A 17,975-nucleotide genomic window follows, 5' to 3' on the forward strand; every position below is an offset into this window, starting at 1 on the left:
CCCGTCTAACCCAACATCGACCGGCGGACCAGTTACGAATTCGTGGGGTTCATCATTTTCGGTTGATTGATCGGGCGGTATGCCGCATCCTGTCCTTTGTCGAAGTGCGAACGCCGTTTTCCGTTAAACGACGGAATTCGGCCTGCTGGAGGCGCCTGTGAGCTTTTCAACCCTGATGGACAAGCGCGAACGTGGCTTTCTCGACGGCCAGTTCCTCATTGCGATGCCGGGGCTGGACGACGGCAATTTTGCCCGTGCGGTGATCTATATCTGCGCCCACTCGGACGCCGGGGCCATGGGTTTCATCATCAACCGGCCGCAGCAGATTACCTTCACGGACATACTGCTCCACCTGAAACTGGTGGACAGCAACGACGCCATCATGCTGCCCAACCGCACCCGTGAGTTCCCGATCCAGTGCGGCGGCCCGGTGGAATCCGGCCGAGGTTTCGTTCTGCATTCGGATGACTATTTAAGCGAATCCAGCATTCCCGTCAGCGATGACATTTCGCTGACCGCAACGCTGGATATCGTGCGCGCCATTTCCAACGGCCGCGGCCCGCAAAGGGCCACCATGATGCTCGGTTATGCCGGCTGGGGGCCAGGACAACTGGAAAACGAGATCGCCAATAATGGCTGGCTGAACTGCCCGGCTGCGGAGGAGCTGATTTTCGACCGCGGGCTGGACAATAAATACGAGCGAGCGCTCGCCCTGATGGGCGTTGATGCACGCATGCTCTCCACAGATGCGGGGCATGCCTGAGCCTCATCTTCCCGCTCGTTTTGGCTGGAACCATTCTTCTCCCTTTGGCGTTACTTACCCGGAAAGCCGCACAGACAGTACGGTTCAACTAGGGAGCAGTAATATGGGTAGCACATCTGACAAGGTCGCCGGTAAAGCTAATGAAGTTGCTGGTAAGGTGAAGAAGAACGTGGGTGAAGCGACCGGCAATAATGAGTTGCGCGCCAAGGGTGCCGCCCAGGAAACCAAGGGCAAGGTACAGTCCTCCGTCGGCAAGGCGAAGGATGCCGTAAAGGGCGCCGTCGACCGCATGTAATATCGCCGGATTGATTGCGCCTCTCTGATGATGGGGCGCGCGGAGCGCATGTGTTCAAGAGCACATGCGCTCTTGTCGTCTGAGCGCCGGAACGCTCTTCCTGTTGCGCCGTTCATGTCGTCGTCCCAGATTTGCCTCCGACCAACTGATCCATCGCAAGGGTTTCATCGATGAAGCTTTTTTCCTGCGCATCCTGCGGCCAGCCGGTGCATTTCGACAATCGTTTTTGCGTTTCCTGCGGTCATCGTCTTGCCTTCGTGCCGGAGCGCCTGTCCATGGAGGCGTTGGCCCCGGCCGGTGAGCCGAACTGGCAGATCGTCGCGGAACCGCAAAAACAGGTACGGTTTTGCGCCAATGAAGTGAACGATATCTGCAACTGGTCGGTGCCCGCGGGAAGCGAAAGCGCATTTTGCCCTGCCTGCAGCCACAATCGCCTTGTTCCCGACATTGCGACGCAACAGGGCATTGAGCAATGGCGTCGTATCAGCCAGGCGCAGCGTCATCTGTTTTATTCTATCCTGCGGCTCGGCCTCCCGCATCCCAACCGTGATGCCGATCCCGCTGGCGGCCTTGTCTTCGACTTTCTGGTGGATGAGGTGGCGCCAGATGGTTCCGTCATTCCGGCCATGACCGGTCATGACGAGGGGCTGATCGCCATTCGTGCGGCCGAGGCCGACGATGCTACGCGCGAACAGGTGCGCGCCAATATGAACGAGCCGTACCGCACAATGCTCGGCCATTTCCGCCACGAAGTCGGTCACTTCATCTGGAACAAGCTCGTACGCGATGCAAACCGACTGGAGGCCTGCCGCGCCGTCTTTGGCGATGACAGAGAAGATTATGGCGCTGCCCTGCAACGCAATTACGAGGAGGGTCCACGTCCCGACTGGCAGGACAGCTTCATCAGTTCGTATGCCTCCGTCCACCCTTGGGAGGATTTTGCCGAATGTTTCGCGCATTATCTGCATATCGTCGATACGCTTGAGACCGCGCGCGCCTTCGGCGTGGCAATCGACCCCGACGGGCATGAAGAAATGGCGGCGGAGGTGACTTTCGATCCTTACAATGCCCGCAGCGCTGCACAGCTGGTCAAGGCCTGGATTCCGCTCAGCGTTGCGATCAACTCGATCCAGCGCAGCATGGGGGAAGCGGACCTCTATCCCTTCGTCCTGACGCCGCCGGTGGTTGCGAAGATGGAGTTCATTCACGACCTGCTGCATGGGAGGGTGGCGGCGGATGCGTCAACACCGGTGCAGGCTGCCGTGGTTCAGTGAATATCGACAAGCGAGGAGTAAAAGCCGGCAAACGCGGTGTTTCCTCCTCCGGTCGTGCCGGACTTGATCCGGTATGCGGCCTGCCCAAGTCCTTGGCTTGAAAGGACTTTTCCCGCCGTGCCGACGCGCGTCGGCTGACGGGGGTAGATACCTCGCGTTCCAATACTTCGCTTACGAAGCCCGCTTCGTCGGCTGGAACCGCTCCCGAAGAAGCTTTAGCGCCGCATCGCCGGAAACCGGCGTGCCAAACAGGAAGCTCTGGCCGAAATGGCAGTTCATGCGGGCCAGTTCGGCCGCATCCTCAGGCGTTTCGATGCCTTCCGCCACCACCTGCATGTCGAGCGCCCGCGCCATGGCAATGACGGAGCGCAGAAGCACGTTACGCTTGTCGCTGGTATTGGCCACCAGCGCCTTGTCGAGCTTGATCGTATCGAAGGGGAAACGGGTGAGATAGGCGAGCGATGAATAGCCCGTGCCGAAATCGTCCATGGCGAGGCTAAGGCCGGTTTCCTTGAGCTTGGAAAGCACAAGCCGCGCCTGTTCCGGATTTTCCATGACGACGGATTCCGTCAGTTCCAGCTTCAGCTGCTGCGGGTTGCAGCGCGTGCGGGTGAGCATGCCGCGAACGTCGTTATAGAGTTCGTTGTTCAGCAATTGGGCACTGGAAATATTGACGGAGATGAAGATCGGCATCTTGTCGATGGCATGTTGCCAGTCCATCAGGTCGGTCGCTGCCCGTTCCAGCGCGAACATGCCGAGCGGCTCGATCAGGCCGGAGGCTTCGGCAATCGGAATGAACTCGCTTGGCGGGATATTGCCACGCTTCGGGTGCTCCCAACGCATCAGCGCCTCGAAACCGGCAAGCTCCCCATCATCGAGCTTGACGATCGGCTGATAGGCAAGTGACAGTTCCTTGCGCTCGATAGCGCGGCGAAGGTCACTTTCCATCTGCAGCCGGTCGGTGCCCGAGGTGCGGAAGGCGGGACGGAAAGGCTCGACACGATTGCCGCCGGCGCGCTTGGCGCGATACATGGCCAATTCCGCATCGCTAAGCAGACCTGCCGCACTTTCCTGTTGGTCGATCCACGAGACGAGGCCGATAGAAGCGGTGAGAATGATTTCGCGATTGGCGAAATTGATCGGCACCATGATCGCCTTGTTCACCGCATCGGCGAAATCCGCCACACGCTGCGGATCGCGCTCCGAGGTCAGGATCAGGCCGAATTCGTCGCCGCCGAGACGAGCCAGCGTGTCCTGCGGTTTGAGCAGGCGACGCAGGCGCCGGGTGAGGGCAATCAAAATATTGTCGCCGGCAGCAATGCCGAGCGTGTCATTGACCAGCTTGTAACGGTCGATATCGATCGCCATCACGGTTGGCCGCACGCCCTCGCTGTCCGGCGAGAGGTTGAGGATCGATTGCAGGCGGTCGAGGAAGACCTGCCGGTTCGGAAGCCCGGTCAGATTGTCGTTCATCGCGTCCTGCAGCAGCCGCTCGACCGAATTTCTCTGCTCTGTAATATCGGTGATGGTGCCGACGCAGCGGATGATTTCGCCGTTGGAGCCAAGAACGGGACGCGCACGGATTTGCAGCCAGTGGAAATGGCCATCCTCGGCGCGAATACGGAATTCGTGGTTCAGCCGGCCCTTGCGATGGTCGAGCAGCACGTCGAGCGTGGCCTTGAACCGGTCGCGGTCATCAGGGTGCAGGCGCGGCAGCCAGTTGCGCGCGGCGCCATGCATGGTTCCGGGCTCCAGCCCCAGGCGGTTGGAAATATCTGGTGTGGTGACGATGCGGTCACGCGTAACGTCCCAGTCCCAGACCGTATCGCCGCTGCCCGTGAGCGCCAGCGACTGGCGTTCCAGATCGGAGAACAGCCCCTGCTGATAGGCGCTGCCGGCAAAGGCGTGCTGGATGACCGTAAAGCCGATCAGAAGGACGATCAGTACCAGCCCGCCGCCAAGCGCAGGCTGCACGATGTCGTTGTCCAGCTGTCCCGTCACCGTCAACCAGCTGCCGAACAGCCAGACGAGGATCAAGGCCCAGGATGGGACGAGCAGGATAGCCCGGTCGTATTTGTTGAAACCGAGATAGATGATGAGCGCGATGCCCGCCGTCGCCGTCAGCGCGAAGGAAACACGCGCAATACCGGATGCGACGGAAGGGTCATAGATCGCCACGCCAAACAGCAGCGCCAGCCCCACCACCCAGGCAAAGGTCGCATAACCCAGATGTGCGTGCCATCGGTTCAGGTTGAGATAGGTGAAGAGAAAGACGACGAAGCTGGAGGCGAGCGCCACTTCCGCGCCCGCCCTCCATATTCGCTGATCGCTTGAGGTGACGGTGATGAGCTTTTCGAGGAAGCCGAAATCAACGCATATATAGGCAAGCACGGCCCAGGCGAGGGCGGCAGACGCGGGCAGGACCGAGGTTCCCTTGACCACGAAGAGAATGGTCAGGAGCACGGCAAGCAGGCCGGCAATGCCGAGCACGATGCCGCGATAGAGCGTGAAGGCGTTGATCGTATCCTTGTAGGCTTCCGGTTCCCACAGATAAAGCTGCGGCAGCTGCGGCGTGGAAAGCTCGGCGACGAAGGTGATGACGGAGCCGGGATTGAGCGTGATGCGGAAGACGTCGGCGTCCGGGCTTGGCTGCCTGTCGAGCGCAAAGCCTTCGCTGGGCGTTATCGCCATGATGCGTTGCGAGCCGAGATCCGGCCAGAACAGCTTGGAATTGACGAGACGGAAATGCGGCGCGACGATCACGCGCTCCAGCTGCTCTTCGGAGACATTGGCAAGCGCGAACACGGCCCAGTCGCCCTGGTGATCGTCGGAACTGGCACGCACCTCGATGCGCCGGCGGATGCCGTCAGGACCCGGCGCGGTGGAAACCTGGAAGGCTTCGCCCTGATTGGCATAGATATCCGTGGTGGCGGTGAGATCGAGCGCCGTGTCGTCACGGGAGATCTTGACCGGCTCGAAGGCGAAGGAATGGGAGGCAAAAAGCAGGAAAAGCAGAAAAAACGGCGCAGCCAGCGCGATTGCCGCCAGACGTTTCGTGAGGCAAGGCGCAGTGTGATTGTAGGTCATGTATCGTACTTCGTTCCGCCGGAGCTTTGCTTGTCGGCAAGAAGGGAAAACATCATATGATCCCGCCATTGGCCATTGATTTTCAGATATTCCCGCAAGAGACCTTCCCGCTGGAACCCGGCATTTTCGAGGAGCCGGATGCTTTTGAAGTTTTCCGGAATACAGGCTGCCTCGATACGGTGCAACTGAAGTCCGTTGAAGATGTAGGGTATTACCAATTTTAATGCGGCAGACATATGGCCTTGGGCGGCATGCCGTTCACCGATCCAGTATCCGATCATGCAGCTCTGCGCCGCCCCGCGGCGGATATAGCCGATGGTGATGCCGCCGACCAGAAGCGTCTCTTTTTCGAACAGAAGAAAGGAAACGGCGGTGCCGGAAGAAAATTCCTGTCCGTTACGCACCACGCGCATGCGGAAGGCGCCCTCCGTCAGTTCGTCCGGCCGCCAGGTCGGTTCCCACGGCTGTAGAAACTGCCGGCTCTCGGATCGCAGCACGTGCCACTGCTTGAAATCGCTGTAGCGCGGCAGTCTGAGAAGGTGATTGGCGCTGCGCAATTCGGGTGTGTCATTATGTCGGGAAAGAAAACGCAGCATTCACGATCCCTGTCAGGCAGATATCGCCATCCGCGAATGGGATGGCGAAAAAGATGAGCGGTCTTCACCTTCAAATCCCGCTCTCATATCGGTTTATCCGTTCGCCTTTATCCTTGCGGGCTGCTGCGCGGACAGCGCGGCCGTGATGTCGGAAAGAGGCGGCAGATGTTCGAGCGGGCCAATTGCAGACAATGTCGGAACTGTATCGAAAAACAGCCGTCCTGCAAGATCGGTCAGGCGCGTGCGGGTGATGTCGCCCAGCCGCTCCATCATCTCTTCATTCGGAATGGGTCGGCCGTAAAGCATCATCTGGCGGGCGATCTGGCCGGCGCGGGCAGCCGGGCTTTCCTGGCCCATCAGCAGTTGCGCGCGGATCTGCGCACGGGCCCGGTCGATTTCCTCCTGGTGGATGGTCTGCGAGGACTTGCGCAGCTCTTCCAGAATGACGGGAACCAGTTCAGGCAGGTCGTTGCCGCCGGTGGCCGCATGCACGCCGAAGATGCCGGTATCGGAAAAACCCCAGTGGAACGCATAGACGGAATAACACAGGCCGCGATATTCACGCACTTCCTGGAACAGGCGGGAAGACATGCCGCCGCCGAGAATATTGGCGAGAATCTGCGAACAATAGAAATCGCGGGCATGATAGGCCTTGCCCTCGAAGCCGAGAAGCACCTGCGCATCCATCAGGTCGCGGGTCTCGCGGATTTCTCCGCCGGTATAGACAGCCTTTTCAAGCACAGGTGTCGCCACGGGCAGCTGCGGCAGCGAGGCGAAACGCTCTTCCACCTGCTTGACGAAGCTCTCGTGATCGACCGCGCCGGCCGCAACGACGAAAATGCGGTCCGTCGTATAATTGCGGGCGAGATAATGCCTGATCTGGCCTGTCGTGAAGGATTGCACGGTGTCGGGCGTGCCCAGGATCGGCCGGCCGATCGTCTGGTCGCGATAGGCGACACCGGAGAAATTGTCGAAGATCACGTCGTCGGGCGTATCGATGGCGGCGCCGATCTCCTGCAGGATGACGTTCTTTTCGCGCTCCAACTCGTCTTCATCGAAGAGCGATTCCGTCAGGATGTCGGCAAGGATATCGACCGCGAGCGGAACGTGATCCTTGAGGACGCGGGCGTAGTAGGAGGTTGTTTCCGTCGACGTCGCGGCGTTGACTTCGCCGCCGACATTTTCGATCTCTTCGGCGATCTGACGGGCGGTGCGGCGCGCCGTGCCCTTGAACGCCATATGTTCGAGAAGATGGGCGATGCCATGTTCGGCAGTCGTCTCGTTGCGGGAGCCGGATTTGATCCACACCCCAAGAGCGACGCTTTCGAGATGTGGCATTCTTTCCGTGACAACGGTCAACCCGGACGAAAGCCGGGTCAAATTTACTCTCATACTCAACGTCTTTCCGCGTCTCTATTTGCCGGCGCGAGCATGTTTGCCGATGAAGCTTTCCACGGCTTTGAGCTCCGCATCCAGAATGTCGAAACGCTCCTCCCGGTTCATGATGTCAGCGAGCCATACTGGAAGCGCCGGGTCGATTGCGCAAGCGGATTTTACAGCCGCCGGGAATTTTGCCGGATGGGCGGTCGACAGAACCACCATTGGCGTTGCGGGCTTTTCGTGCTTTTCCGCCACGAAAACACCTGTTGCCGTGTGCGGGTCGATCAGGTAGCCGGTCTTTTCAAGCGTGTCGCGAATGGTCGCCGCCACCTGCTTTTCGGTGGCGCGTCCGGCGCGGAAATCCTTCTTGATGAACTTCAGCGCCTTTTCCGGAATTTCAAACGCGCCCGATTGCTTGAGGCCATCCATCGATGACTTAACGGCAGCGGAATCGCGGTCGTAGGCTTCGAACAGCAGTCGCTCGAAGTTGGACGAAATCTGGATGTCCATCGAGGGCGAGGTGGTGGGCTTGACGCCGCGCATCTCGTAACGGCCGGTCTTCAGCGTGCGCGCCAGAATGTCGTTGTCATTGGTCGCGATGACCAGCTTGTCGATCGGCAGGCCCATCTTCTTGGCGACGTAACCGGCGAAAATATCGCCGAAATTGCCTGTCGGAACGGTGAAGGACACCTTCCGGTCGGGGCCGCCGAGCGACAGAGACGCGGTGAAATAATAGACCACCTGCGCCATGATGCGCGCCCAGTTGATGGAGTTGACGCCGGAAAGCTTCACGCCGTCGCGGAACTTCACGTCGTTGAACATCTCCTTCACCAGCGTCTGGCAATCGTCGAAATTGCCGTTGATCGCGAGCGCATGCACGTTGGAAGCCGTGGAGGTCGTCATCTGACGCTGCTGCACCGGAGAGACCTTGCCGTTCGGGAAAAGGATGAAGATATCAGTACGCTCGCGCCCGGCAAAGGCGTCGATCGCCGCCCCGCCCGTATCGCCGGATGTGGCGCCGACAATGGTGGCGCGCTCGCCGCGTTCCGTCAGCGTGTAATCCATCAGACGGGCGAGTAGCTGCATCGCCACATCCTTGAAGGCGAGCGTGGTGCCGTGGAAAAGCTCCAGCACGAAGGTGTTCGGACCGGTCTGTGTCAGCGGAACGACGGCCGGGTGGCGGAAGGTCGCATAGGCGTCGTCGATCATCGCCTTGAACTTGTCGGCCGGAATTTCGCCGCCGGTGAAACGGTAGAGAACCTCGAAGGCGACATCCTGGTAGGACTTGCCGCGCAGGTTGCGGATTTCCTTTTTCGACATGGACGGCCATTTGCGCGGCATGTAAAGCCCGCCATCGCGGCCAAGGCCTGCCAGAAGCGCGTCGCAAAAACCAAGCGAAGGGGCCGCACCCCTGGTCGATACATATTCCACGAGATAGTCCCTTATCCGTTGCCGATGTGATCGGCGTCTTTTCCGCAGCGTCTCACCGAATTGAGGCGATTGGCGAGGTCATGAAGCGCTTTTTTGAAAATTCAAGCAAAACCGAACATGCCAATCGATTTTTTCCGGCGTCGCTGCTATAGACCATCGCCAACCTGGGTGAAAGGTCAATAAACAGCGTCTCCGGTTCTGTTCCGGGACAATGGAGAGGGAATTAGAAGAGTGTCAGGGAATTTCTTGCGTTTGTCCGCCGCGATGTCGCTTCTCGTCGTTGTTGCAGGATGCAATTCCTCCAACCCGTCGGACTCGCTTGCCGTCAACCCGCCGGCGGCGCAGGCCGCGCCAACGGCTGCCGTGGTTCAGGCCAATTGCCCGGCCGTGACGGTTCTCGACGGCAATGCCGTTCATCGCGTCTATGCCGGCGGCGCCAAGGACGATCCGCAGAAACTCGCCTATCAGGTCTCGCTGTCCGATACGACGCGCTCCTGCACCGCCAATGAATCGACGCTCACCGTCAACGTGCTGGCCCAGGGCCGCCTCGTTCCCGGCCCGATGGCCAAGCCCGGCCGCGTCACCGTGCCGATCCGGGTGACGGTGAAGGATGGCGACGGCGAGATTTTCGGTGAAACGACCAATTTCGCCATCGATGTTCCCGCAGGCGGGGCCGGCACGCAGTTCATCTTCAACAACGACCACGTCGCCATTCCCAACGGACCGGGCGGCGCTCCGAGGTCTGTCAGCGTTTATATCGGCTTTGCAGAGCAGGGCGCGAAGGCTAAGACGAAGCGCCGGTGATTTGACGGGCAAAATGTAAAAGCCGGAGGATGCTCGGCAGGCTTCGGTGCTGATTGCGCGCAAAGGTCCGAATTCCGTCACCCCGGACTTGATCCGGGGTCCAGCGCGATCAAGTCATTGATCGCAAAAGACTCTTCTCACGGCGCAGACGCGCCGTGACTGGATGCCGGATCAAGTCCGGCATGACGGAGGAGAGGTCTACCACTTTCCATGCGTTTTAACCGGAGGGTTTTCCCACAGTCGTCGCCTTCTCCGCTGACGGGCGGCTACTGGAGTTTCGATACTCCTCCACAGCCTCAAAAAAAGCTGGCGGCAAAACGGCCCTGGCGGGACGCGCATTTGCCAGCTCTTCATCTGTCATTTCGGGAAAGTCGACAGCATCCCAATCCGCTTCGGTATAGCCTTGGCCGGGTACGAATTCCTTTTCCGTCTGGGATGCCACCACAGCTACCTCCTTAAAACGCGCCTTCCCACTCTGCCATTGCTGCAATCACGGCCGGCAGGTCCTGCATGCGGGAGATCACCGTTTCGGCGCCCGCATCTGTCAGCCGGTCGGCGTGGCTGGGATAGGTGTGGGACGCGCCGGTAAAGCCGATGACGCGCATGCCAGCGGCCCTTGCGCCATGGATGCCGTGCACGGAATCTTCGACCACGACCACGCGATCGGGGGAAACGCCGAATTGCGCTGCGCCGTGCAGGAAGATGTCGGGCTTCGGCTTCACGCGATCAGCGCCGAGATCCTTGGCGGAATAGATATGCGGCGCGAAATACGGCTTCAGGCCTACTTTCGTGAGCATCATATCGAGGCGGTGGCTCGAAGAGTTCGAGCAGATGCAGCGGGGCGTCGTCAGGCGGGACAGGGCGAACTTCACGCCCTCGATGATCTTCACGTCGCGTTCCAGCCGCATGTCGAGCAGTTTTTCCGATTTGTCGAGCAGCGAGGCTGAGAGCGGAATGCTGGCTTCGCTTTCCACCTGCAGGAGGATGTTCTTCCAGGTCATGCCGGCGAAACGCTCCCCCATTTCCTCGACCGAGATCGGATAACCGGCTTCGGTCAGAAGGCTGGATTCCACCTGTGCCGCGATGATTTCGGAATCGACCAGAACGCCGTCGCAGTCGAAAATAATGAGGTCGAAGCCGCTCATGGGCGCTCCCTGTATCGGATTTGGCTGGAAGAAAATGATGCCGGGCTTTTAGACCATGTCCGCGCCAAGCTCAACCGGCTCGCCAGCAAAGGACAGTCCCGTCAGGCTCATAGCTTGAAGGCCGCGGGCAAGGGTGCCGCGTGTCATAACAGTCTGCTCTGGCTTGCTGCAAAAACCTCTACACACGGTCGCGCCATATGCGCTATGGGATGTTATGCCCAAGACAGCAAAAAATTCGCCTGAAGATACCATTGCCGCCCGCATCAGCCGCACGCTTGCCGACCGCATCGTTCGCGGTGAGCTGTCGCCGGGCGAAAGGCTGCGGCAGGATCACATCGCCGCCGAATTCGGCGCCTCGCATGTGCCGGTGCGCGAGGCATTCCGCCGGCTGGAAGCGCAGGGACTTGCCGCCAGCATTCCGCGCCGGGGTGTCAGGGTCGCGGATTTCGGTCTCGATGATGTGCGCGAGGTGGCGGAAATGCGTGCCGCTCTTGAGGTTCTGGCTTTGCGCCACGCCATTCCCAACATGACGTCAGCCATTCTCGATCAGGCGGAGGCAGCCACGCTCGAAGGCGACAGCGCCGTTGATGTCGAGCATTGGGAGGAGGCCAATCGCCGCTTCCACCGCCTCATCACCGCGCCCTGCAACATGCCGCGCCTGATGGAAGCAATCGATGGCCTGCATGCGGCAAGCGCCCGTTTCCTGTTCTCCGCCTGGCGGGCCGGCTGGGAGCGCCGCACCGATACCGATCACCGGGCGATCATCGACGCGCTGCGCGGCGGCCGCGCCGAAGAGGCGGTGCGCATCCTTGACGGGCATGTGCAATGGATCGGCCGCAAGGCGATCCGCACCTCGTCCGGCTCGGTGCGCGACGCCTTCGCCATTGTCGGATAGGCCCTTGACCGTCCGCCTCCGGCCCCACCACCTTCTCTGCATGCTCACCTATGTGGGCAAGGGATACACATCCGGCTTCGTCGAAAATTACGACCGTGTAGCCGACCGCCTGAATGCCGGGGAAGAGGATATCGAGCTGGTGGATGGCCCCGACGACATCTGCGAGGGCCTGTTGTGTGAAAGCCATGCCCACTGTTTCAACGAAGGTGTTGTGAAGCGGGATGAGACGGCCCGCGTTTCGGTGTCAGTGCTTTTGGGCGAGACGCTGGCTGCCGGCCAGCGGTTGCAGGCGACGCCGGACTTCCTTGCCAAGATGCGTCTGGCATTTGCAGCGGGAGATATCAGGCAGGCCTGTCGAGGCTGCCAGTGGAACAGGCTGTGCGACCGCATTGTCGCTTCAGGCTTTGCTGGCGTGAAAATCGGCGAACAGCCGGAGCCTCAAGCAGGGCTGCGGCCGAGGCCTACTCCGGCACACGCGTCTCGGTTCTCTCGGCAGCCTTGACCGTCGCCTTGATCTCCTTCGGATCGCGGCCCGACTTCTTGTCGTAACTTACCTTCACCGAATAATCGCCGGGATGAAGCGTTTCCTGATGCTGCGTGCCATAACGGCCGGAAATCTCCTTCTGCGTGCCCTGAAGGTCCCTGGTCGTTTCGACAATGTCGATCCGTTCCGCGCCGGGGGCGGTAATTGCGAGTACGCCCGCATCGAGATTGATGGTTATTTCCGTGCGTCTTCCGGCTGTCACGGTGAACGGCTGCTCCACTGTCACCTTGCCGAGGCGTGCGCGCATGACGAAATTACCGGCCGGCATTTCCATCATCTTGCCGGTTCCGTAAATGCCGTTGATGGTCTCCCGCGTGCCGTCAAGGGTTTCCTTGGCTGACATCGCTTCGAAGCGGATATCATCCGTTTCCACCGCCCTGCCGCCTTCCGCATACACGGCCTTGGCGATCACCACGCCGCTCGGAATGACAAGTTCGTGGCTGATCTTGTCGCCGGCCTTCATGGTGAGCTTCTCCTGCGCCCGCGCCGGGCCGACGCTGCCGGTGAGAAGCACTTCGCCCGCCGGCACGAAGACGGTATCCTGGCCATAGACGCTGTCTTTGAAATCATCCTTGGTGATTTCAGTTTTCGCCTGTGTCTCCACATCGCCGCCGGGGCTGCGTTTTGGAACGACAGTCAGTTCGGCCGCATCGAAATTTACCTTCGGCCTTGCAACGCTTCCGTCCTTCACCTCGAACGCTATTTCGCGGGTCACATTGCCCAGCGCCGCCACGCCCACATATCTGCCCGCTGGCAGCTTCGCCTCGAAGGTGGCGTCATAGGAACCGCCGGCATTCTCGTCGGTGCGCCCGCCCGTGCTGTCGGCCTTGTAGAAATCCCAGCGCACCCTGTCACTGTTGCCGAGGGAGGGGCCGCCATCAAACAAAACCGCATCGGTGATGACGTTATATTGCGGGTTCGGTTGCTGAGCCTGCGAGGGCGTTGCCAGCGCGACCGCGAAAAGTGCGGCCCAAACGACATTCATGGAAAAAGACGCCATTTTCATCACGGACCCCATTGCGGACTACCCCTCTGCCATAATGGCTCTTCCTGCCGCGCGAATGAGCGGGCACAGGAGAACCCATTGTGCACAACGTTTTCGCCGGACTTCGGGTTCCCCGCCGGTCTCCGCAAATTGCGCCAGTGCGCCGCGAGAGCCATTTATTTCGCATTTTCCGTGACTTGTTCAGGCTTTGATAACCATCTTCGGTAACCATAAGCCTCAGTAGAGAGTAAGCGTATGGAGCGAGTACCAATGGCAGCAGTTTTTCCGCTGGCCGATTTTCGGCATGCCGGTTTTGATCGTGCAGGTGAGAGTGACGCCTGGAAAGACAGCATCATAAAGGGTGATTGCGTCGCTGCCTTGGATGCCCTCCCGAGCCAGTCGGTGGACGCGATTTTCGCCGATCCGCCGTATAACCTCCAGCTTGGCGGCACGCTGCACCGGCCCGATCAGTCGCTCGTTGATGCCGTCGACGACGAATGGGACCAGTTCGCCTCCTTCGAGGCCTATGATGCCTTCACCCGCGCCTGGCTGCTCGCCTGCCGCCGCGTGCTGAAGCCGAACGGCACCATCTGGGTCATCGGTTCCTATCACAATATCTTCCGCGTCGGCGCCACGCTCCAGAACCTCGATTTCTGGATCCTCAACGATATCGTCTGGCGCAAGACCAACCCCATGCCCAATTTCAAGGGCCGCCGGTTCCAGAACGCCCATGAAACCATGATCTGGGCGAGCCGCGATCCGAAAGCCAAGAACTACACCTTCAACTACGATGCGTTGAAGGCCTCCAATGACGACGTGCAGATGCGCTCCGACTGGCTGTTCCCTATCTGCAGCGGCCATGAGCGGCTGAAGGGTGAGGACGGCAAGAAGGTGCACCCCACCCAGAAGCCGGAAGCGCTGCTTGCCCGCATCATCATGGCTTCCACCAAACCGGGTGATGTCGTGCTCGACCCGTTCTTCGGCTCCGGCACCACGGGTGCGGTGGCAAAACGCCTCGGCCGCCACTTCGTCGGCATTGAGCGCGAGCAGGATTATATCGATGCCGCCGCCGCCCGCATCGCCGCCGTCGAACCGCTCGGCAAGGCGGAACTGACGGTCATGACCGGCAAGAAGGCCGAGCCGCGCGTCGCCTTCAACACCCTGCTGGAAAGCGGCCTCGTCCGTCCCGGCCAGGTGCTGACGGATGCAAAGCGCCGTTATAGCGCCATTATTCGTGCGGATGGTACGCTCGCATCCGCCGGAACCGCCGGCTCCATCCATCGCCTCGGCGCGAAGGTGCAGGGTCTCGACGCATGCAACGGATGGACGTTCTGGCACTTCGAAGACGGCGACGACCTGAAGCCGATCGATGATCTCCGAGCCATCATCCGCAGTGAACTGGCAAAGGCCGAATAGTCCAAGCCGAAAAGGCTTGAAGGCACCGATCCACCGCCCGCCCTTGTCCAGAATACGTCTCCGTCCGGTTTAGTACCTTCAGTCCCGGATGGAGAACGACCAACGCCCGGCACATCGTGTCGGGCGTTGGTATTTTCGAATATAAAATTTTAGATAGACAAGTTTCGCGCAAGAGACGACAACTACTGTCCTAATCAAAGCAGTGGTTGTGAAAATCCGGTCTGGACAACTCACAAAAACATTGCGTCCAATGCCGCTTGCGGCAGGACTGGCGCAGGCCGGAGACCGCCATTTCCGCCTGCGCCAATTTCTTTTCCTGATCTTTTTGACAAACCTTGCCAAAATCTGCACTCTGTCTTCATAGGAGATGAAGATGGTAACCATGAATATTTCGCTGCCCGGCCAGATGAAGGAATGGGTCGAAGCGCAGTCTAAAACGGGCCGTTACTCCAATGCCAGCGACTATGTACGAGATCTCATCCGAAAGGATCAGGAGCGGAGCGAAAAGATCGCTGCCATGCAGGGTCTGGTGGACGAAGGATTGCAGGCTCCCTCCGGTCATCGTTGTGAAGATGCCTTGTTTGCTGAGGCCGAAGCCCGCTCCATGAAACGTAAAATTGGCTGATCATGGGATTTCGCCTTTCTCTGCCTGCGGAAGAAGACGTCATCCGCATAGCGCAAGAAGGCATCGACCTATTTGGACCTCAGCAAGCGCGAAAGTACCATGCGAACTTTTCGCAATATTCGACTTGATATCACGGAATCCGAGGATCGCACGCGAGCGTAACGAGTTGTCGCCGTCGGTGCGCATTCATCCGTTCAGAGCACATCTGGTGGTCTATCGCGTTGAGGCGGACGACGACGTCCTCATCGTCCGCGTCCGCCATGGGCACGAGGACTGGGGCAATGAGCCTTAATCCATGCCACGAGGTGACTTAAGGGCGGAACCTAAACCGCCACCCCAAATGCCTGCAGATCCTGCTTCAGCTTCTCCGCGCCGGTGAACTGCACCGCCTGCCAGCCGGCGGCCTTTGCGCCTTCGACATTGATCGCCGTATCATCGATGAACAAAGTTGCGGCGGGATTGAGCCCGAAATCGCGCGCATGAAGCTCATAAATCGCCACATCCGGTTTGATCAGCTTGATGTCACCGGAAACGGTGACGCCACGCGGCAGGGTGAGGAAGGGGAACATCTTCTGCGCCTCACGAAAAGTGTCGGAGGCGAAGTTGGTGAGCATCGTCACGTCGTGGCCGCTCTCGATAAGGCCTGTCATGATCGCGACGCTGTCGTCATAGGAATGCGAGACCATCTCGTGCCAGAACTTGCGGAAGGAGCGGATGTGCTCTTCCCGTTCCGGGAACTTCTCCACCAGCAAAGCTTCAGCATCCTCCCAGCGGCGGCCACGATCCTGCTCGAGGTTCCAGTCATGGGTGCAGACATTCTCGAAGAACCATTGGCGCTCATCGGCATCGGGAATGAGGCGGCTATAGGGAATATGCGGATCGTAATGGATCAGCACCTTGCCGATGTCGAATACGATATGCTCAATCTTGGTCATCGAAATTTCCTGCTTTCATCGAACGTTAGAGCGTCCGAAAGACGCTCTAAATCTTTGAGTTGCGCATCGTGCCTGTCGAAAATCAATTTCGATTTTCGGGCCGATACGCGGATGGAATAGCTTGGGCGATGACTTTTTTCATCACCGTTGGCAGCGCCTGCGCGTCAAGATTTGTAACCGGCTCCCACCATTCGTCATCCGGACCGGGTTTAAGACCGTCCGGTACCTGCGCGCGGTAGACGGTGAGCCGCAGTTCGAAATGGGTGAAGACATGCGTAATGACGCCCGCCGCCTGCCAGCCGGCGGCAAAGGGCGCATGGCTCGCCTCCGTGCCTCCGTCCATGCGGGCGGTCCATGCCGTTGTCGGCACCTCAGTCATGCCGCCGAGAAGCCCGCTTTCGACGCGCCGCCGGAGCAGGATTTCGCCGCTCGCATTCACCGCCACGAACGCGGCCCCTAGTCGCACCGGCTTTGCTTTCTTCGCCGCCTTGACCGGAAAACGCTCCGGCTCGTCATGGGCAAGCGCAAGACAGTGGCCGTTGAAGGGACAGAGCGCGCATGCCGGCCGTTTCGGCGTACAGATCGTAGCACCCAGGTCCATCATCGCCTGGGCGAAATCGCCGGGCCGGTCGGAAGGCGTAAGCGCGGCCACCTTCGCTTTCATGGCGGGCTTTGAGCCGGGCAGGGGAGCGTCTATGGCGAAGAGGCGGGAGATGACGCGCTCCACATTGCCGTCCATCACCGCCGCCGGCTGGTTAAAGGCGATGGCCGCCACGGCCGCGGCCGTATAATCGCCGATGCCGGGCAGTTTCTTCAGCCCCTCTTCGCTGTCCGGAAAGGTCCCGCCATGGTCGCGCGCCACGGCTTCCGCGCATTTTTTAAGGTTGCGGGCGCGGGCGTAATAACCGAGCCCCGCCCAGGCCGCCATGACATCCTCGACCGGAGCCGCGGCCAGATCGCTGACGCTTGGCCAGGCGGCGAGAAACTTCAGGAAATAGGGTTTCACCGCCTGCACCGTCGTCTGCTGCAACATGACCTCCGACAGCCAGACGTGATAGGGATCGGCGCGTTTTCCCTGTGCCGCCATGGCCGGAGACGTGCGCCATGGCAGTTCGCGATGGTGCCGGTCATACCATGCGAGAAGTTGTTCCGCTGTCGGATGTGATATGTGTTGCCGCGTATGTGTGTTCATCGCCGCTGAACATAGACACGGCACGGCAATCTGCAACAGCAGCCTGCGACGGCGACGTGGAAAACCGCATCCGGCAACGAATGCCCGACATCGAAACCCATGATCCGATTTTGGAAGAAGAGCCTCATGCTGAATGCGCTGCTGGATAATATACCCCAACCGCTGCTTTATGTTATCGGGGTTCTGTTGGCCCTGTGCCTGATTGGAAGCCTGTTGAACCATATTGGCCGGCTGTGTTTCGGGCGGCACAACTGCGTGGCCTTTGTGGTTTCCTGCCTGATCGGCGAAGTCCGTGAACTGGAGAAGATGAGAGGCAAGCCCTCGCGCCGCTTTCGAATTATCGAATCCGGTTTCTGGGCGATTTTCTGCCATGGCCTGTGGATATACCTCTCCATCGTGCTCACCTGCATGTTGGTGATTGCCGTTATGTCGGATAAGCCGGGAATATCGCATCTGAAGTTTTTGGCTGTGGCCTATTTCCTCTTTGGATGTTTGGTGGCGGGAATGATACGCTTGGGTGCCTGCCGGGACTGGCGACGATTCCGCGCATTGTGGCGCGGCGAAGAAGATGACGATGGCGCGACCGCTTGAGGCCGCTTGGCCCCTGT

At 59.8% G+C, this 17,975-nt stretch carries 18 protein-coding genes and 2 pseudogenes; 11 read left to right on the top strand and 9 right to left on the bottom strand.

Annotated elements, in window-relative coordinates; translation table 11 throughout:
• The first annotated feature begins 157 nt into the window (after positions 1 to 157).
• The 3 genes from EGT36_RS10435 (at position 158) to EGT36_RS10445 (ending at position 2,332) form a co-directional block, all read left to right on the top strand.
• A complete protein-coding gene (locus EGT36_RS10435) occupies positions 158 to 763 on the top strand; it encodes a YqgE/AlgH family protein (RefSeq protein ID WP_004440387.1) in 606 nt (201 codons plus the stop codon).
• A gap of 103 nt (positions 764 to 866) precedes the next feature.
• Complete coding sequence (locus EGT36_RS10440) at positions 867 to 1,058, top strand: CsbD family protein (protein WP_004440389.1); 192 nt, start codon at positions 867 to 869, stop codon at positions 1,056 to 1,058.
• A gap of 170 nt (positions 1,059 to 1,228) precedes the next feature.
• A complete protein-coding gene (locus EGT36_RS10445; protein ID WP_037090776.1) occupies positions 1,229 to 2,332 on the top strand; it encodes a zinc-binding metallopeptidase family protein in 1,104 nt (367 codons plus the stop codon).
• A gap of 171 nt (positions 2,333 to 2,503) precedes the next feature.
• On the opposite strand, the gene EGT36_RS10450 is transcribed toward EGT36_RS10445, so the two are convergent.
• The 4 genes from EGT36_RS10450 to thrC all read right to left on the bottom strand — a co-directional run bounded on the left by EGT36_RS10450 (position 2,504) and on the right by thrC (position 8,826).
• The gene (locus EGT36_RS10450; RefSeq protein ID WP_004440393.1) at positions 2,504 to 5,419 is read right to left on the bottom strand and encodes a sensor domain-containing phosphodiesterase; all 2,916 of its coding nucleotides are present in this window, start codon (positions 5,417 to 5,419) and stop codon (positions 2,504 to 2,506) included.
• A complete protein-coding gene (locus tag EGT36_RS10455; RefSeq protein WP_004440394.1) occupies positions 5,416 to 6,015 on the bottom strand; it encodes a GNAT family N-acetyltransferase in 600 nt (199 codons plus the stop codon). The genes EGT36_RS10450 and EGT36_RS10455 overlap by 4 nt, the downstream gene beginning before the upstream one ends.
• A 93-nt stretch (positions 6,016 to 6,108) precedes the next feature.
• Positions 6,109 to 7,407: a M16 family metallopeptidase gene (locus EGT36_RS10460; RefSeq protein ID WP_125270369.1), complete on the bottom strand. Its 1,299-nt coding sequence runs from the start codon at positions 7,405 to 7,407 to the stop codon at positions 6,109 to 6,111.
• 21 nt (positions 7,408 to 7,428) lie between these two features.
• A complete protein-coding gene (gene thrC, locus EGT36_RS10465) occupies positions 7,429 to 8,826 on the bottom strand; it encodes a threonine synthase (RefSeq protein WP_037090774.1) in 1,398 nt (465 codons plus the stop codon).
• Positions 8,827 to 9,090: 264 nt separating this feature from the next.
• On the opposite strand from thrC, the gene EGT36_RS10470 reads away from it, so the two are divergent.
• On the top strand, positions 9,091 to 9,630 hold the full coding sequence (locus tag EGT36_RS10470) for a hypothetical protein (protein ID WP_037090934.1): 540 nt from the start codon (positions 9,091 to 9,093) through the stop codon (positions 9,628 to 9,630).
• 250 nt (positions 9,631 to 9,880) lie between these two features.
• On the opposite strand, the pseudogene EGT36_RS10475 reads toward EGT36_RS10470, so the two are convergent.
• Both EGT36_RS10475 and EGT36_RS10480 read right to left on the bottom strand, forming a co-directional pair.
• Positions 9,881 to 10,075 (bottom strand): annotated as a pseudogene (locus EGT36_RS10475) (BrnA antitoxin family protein); the annotation flags it as partial.
• A 10-nt stretch (positions 10,076 to 10,085) separates the two neighbouring features.
• The gene (locus EGT36_RS10480) at positions 10,086 to 10,775 is read right to left on the bottom strand and encodes an HAD family hydrolase (RefSeq protein WP_037090773.1); all 690 of its coding nucleotides are present in this window, start codon (positions 10,773 to 10,775) and stop codon (positions 10,086 to 10,088) included.
• Between the two features lie 214 nt (positions 10,776 to 10,989).
• Between EGT36_RS10480 and EGT36_RS10485 the strand changes: the two genes are divergently transcribed.
• Both EGT36_RS10485 and EGT36_RS10490 read left to right on the top strand, forming a co-directional pair.
• Complete coding sequence (locus EGT36_RS10485) at positions 10,990 to 11,670, top strand: GntR family transcriptional regulator (RefSeq protein WP_004440402.1); 681 nt, start codon at positions 10,990 to 10,992, stop codon at positions 11,668 to 11,670.
• Between the two features lie 40 nt (positions 11,671 to 11,710).
• On the top strand, positions 11,711 to 12,172 hold the full coding sequence (locus EGT36_RS10490; protein ID WP_037090933.1) for a DUF1284 domain-containing protein: 462 nt from the start codon (positions 11,711 to 11,713) through the stop codon (positions 12,170 to 12,172).
• Here EGT36_RS10490 and EGT36_RS10495 read toward each other — a convergent pair.
• A complete protein-coding gene (locus EGT36_RS10495) occupies positions 12,132 to 13,232 on the bottom strand; it encodes a hypothetical protein (RefSeq protein WP_037090772.1) in 1,101 nt (366 codons plus the stop codon). The genes EGT36_RS10490 and EGT36_RS10495 overlap by 41 nt on opposite strands.
• Before the next feature lie 237 nt (positions 13,233 to 13,469).
• Between EGT36_RS10495 and EGT36_RS10505 the strand changes: the two genes are divergently transcribed.
• The 3 genes and pseudogenes from EGT36_RS10505 to EGT36_RS10515 all read left to right on the top strand — a co-directional run bounded on the left by EGT36_RS10505 (position 13,470) and on the right by EGT36_RS10515 (position 15,532).
• Positions 13,470 to 14,615, top strand: a complete 1,146-nt coding sequence (locus EGT36_RS10505) for a site-specific DNA-methyltransferase (RefSeq protein WP_004440405.1) — start codon at positions 13,470 to 13,472, stop codon at positions 14,613 to 14,615.
• 373 nt (positions 14,616 to 14,988) lie between these two features.
• The gene (locus EGT36_RS10510) at positions 14,989 to 15,240 is read left to right on the top strand and encodes a type II toxin-antitoxin system ParD family antitoxin (protein ID WP_022555750.1); all 252 of its coding nucleotides are present in this window, start codon (positions 14,989 to 14,991) and stop codon (positions 15,238 to 15,240) included.
• Positions 15,241 to 15,242: 2 nt separating this feature from the next.
• Positions 15,243 to 15,532 (top strand): annotated as a pseudogene (locus tag EGT36_RS10515) (type II toxin-antitoxin system RelE/ParE family toxin).
• Positions 15,533 to 15,563: 31 nt separating this feature from the next.
• Here the strand turns inward: EGT36_RS10515 and EGT36_RS10520 are convergent.
• Positions 15,564 to 16,175, bottom strand: coding sequence for an HAD family hydrolase (locus EGT36_RS10520; RefSeq protein WP_022555751.1), 612 nt, complete (start codon positions 16,173 to 16,175; stop codon positions 15,564 to 15,566).
• Positions 16,176 to 16,257: 82 nt separating this feature from the next.
• Positions 16,258 to 17,367: an A/G-specific adenine glycosylase gene (gene mutY, locus EGT36_RS10525; protein ID WP_052114204.1), complete on the bottom strand. Its 1,110-nt coding sequence runs from the start codon at positions 17,365 to 17,367 to the stop codon at positions 16,258 to 16,260.
• Here mutY and EGT36_RS30470 point away from each other — a divergent pair.
• Together EGT36_RS30470 and EGT36_RS10530 are read left to right on the top strand one after the other, a co-directional pair.
• A complete protein-coding gene (locus EGT36_RS30470) occupies positions 17,280 to 17,516 on the top strand; it encodes a hypothetical protein (RefSeq protein ID WP_162484560.1) in 237 nt (78 codons plus the stop codon). The genes mutY and EGT36_RS30470 overlap by 88 nt on opposite strands.
• Complete coding sequence (locus EGT36_RS10530) at positions 17,494 to 17,958, top strand: hypothetical protein (protein ID WP_034495929.1); 465 nt, start codon at positions 17,494 to 17,496, stop codon at positions 17,956 to 17,958. Before EGT36_RS30470 ends, EGT36_RS10530 begins: the two co-directional genes overlap by 23 nt.
• Positions 17,959 to 17,975: the final 17 nt, after the last annotated feature.

The sequence above is a fragment of the Agrobacterium sp. FDAARGOS_525 genome (genome assembly GCF_003938925.1).
Taxonomy (GTDB): domain Bacteria; phylum Pseudomonadota; class Alphaproteobacteria; order Rhizobiales; family Rhizobiaceae; genus Agrobacterium; species Agrobacterium pusense.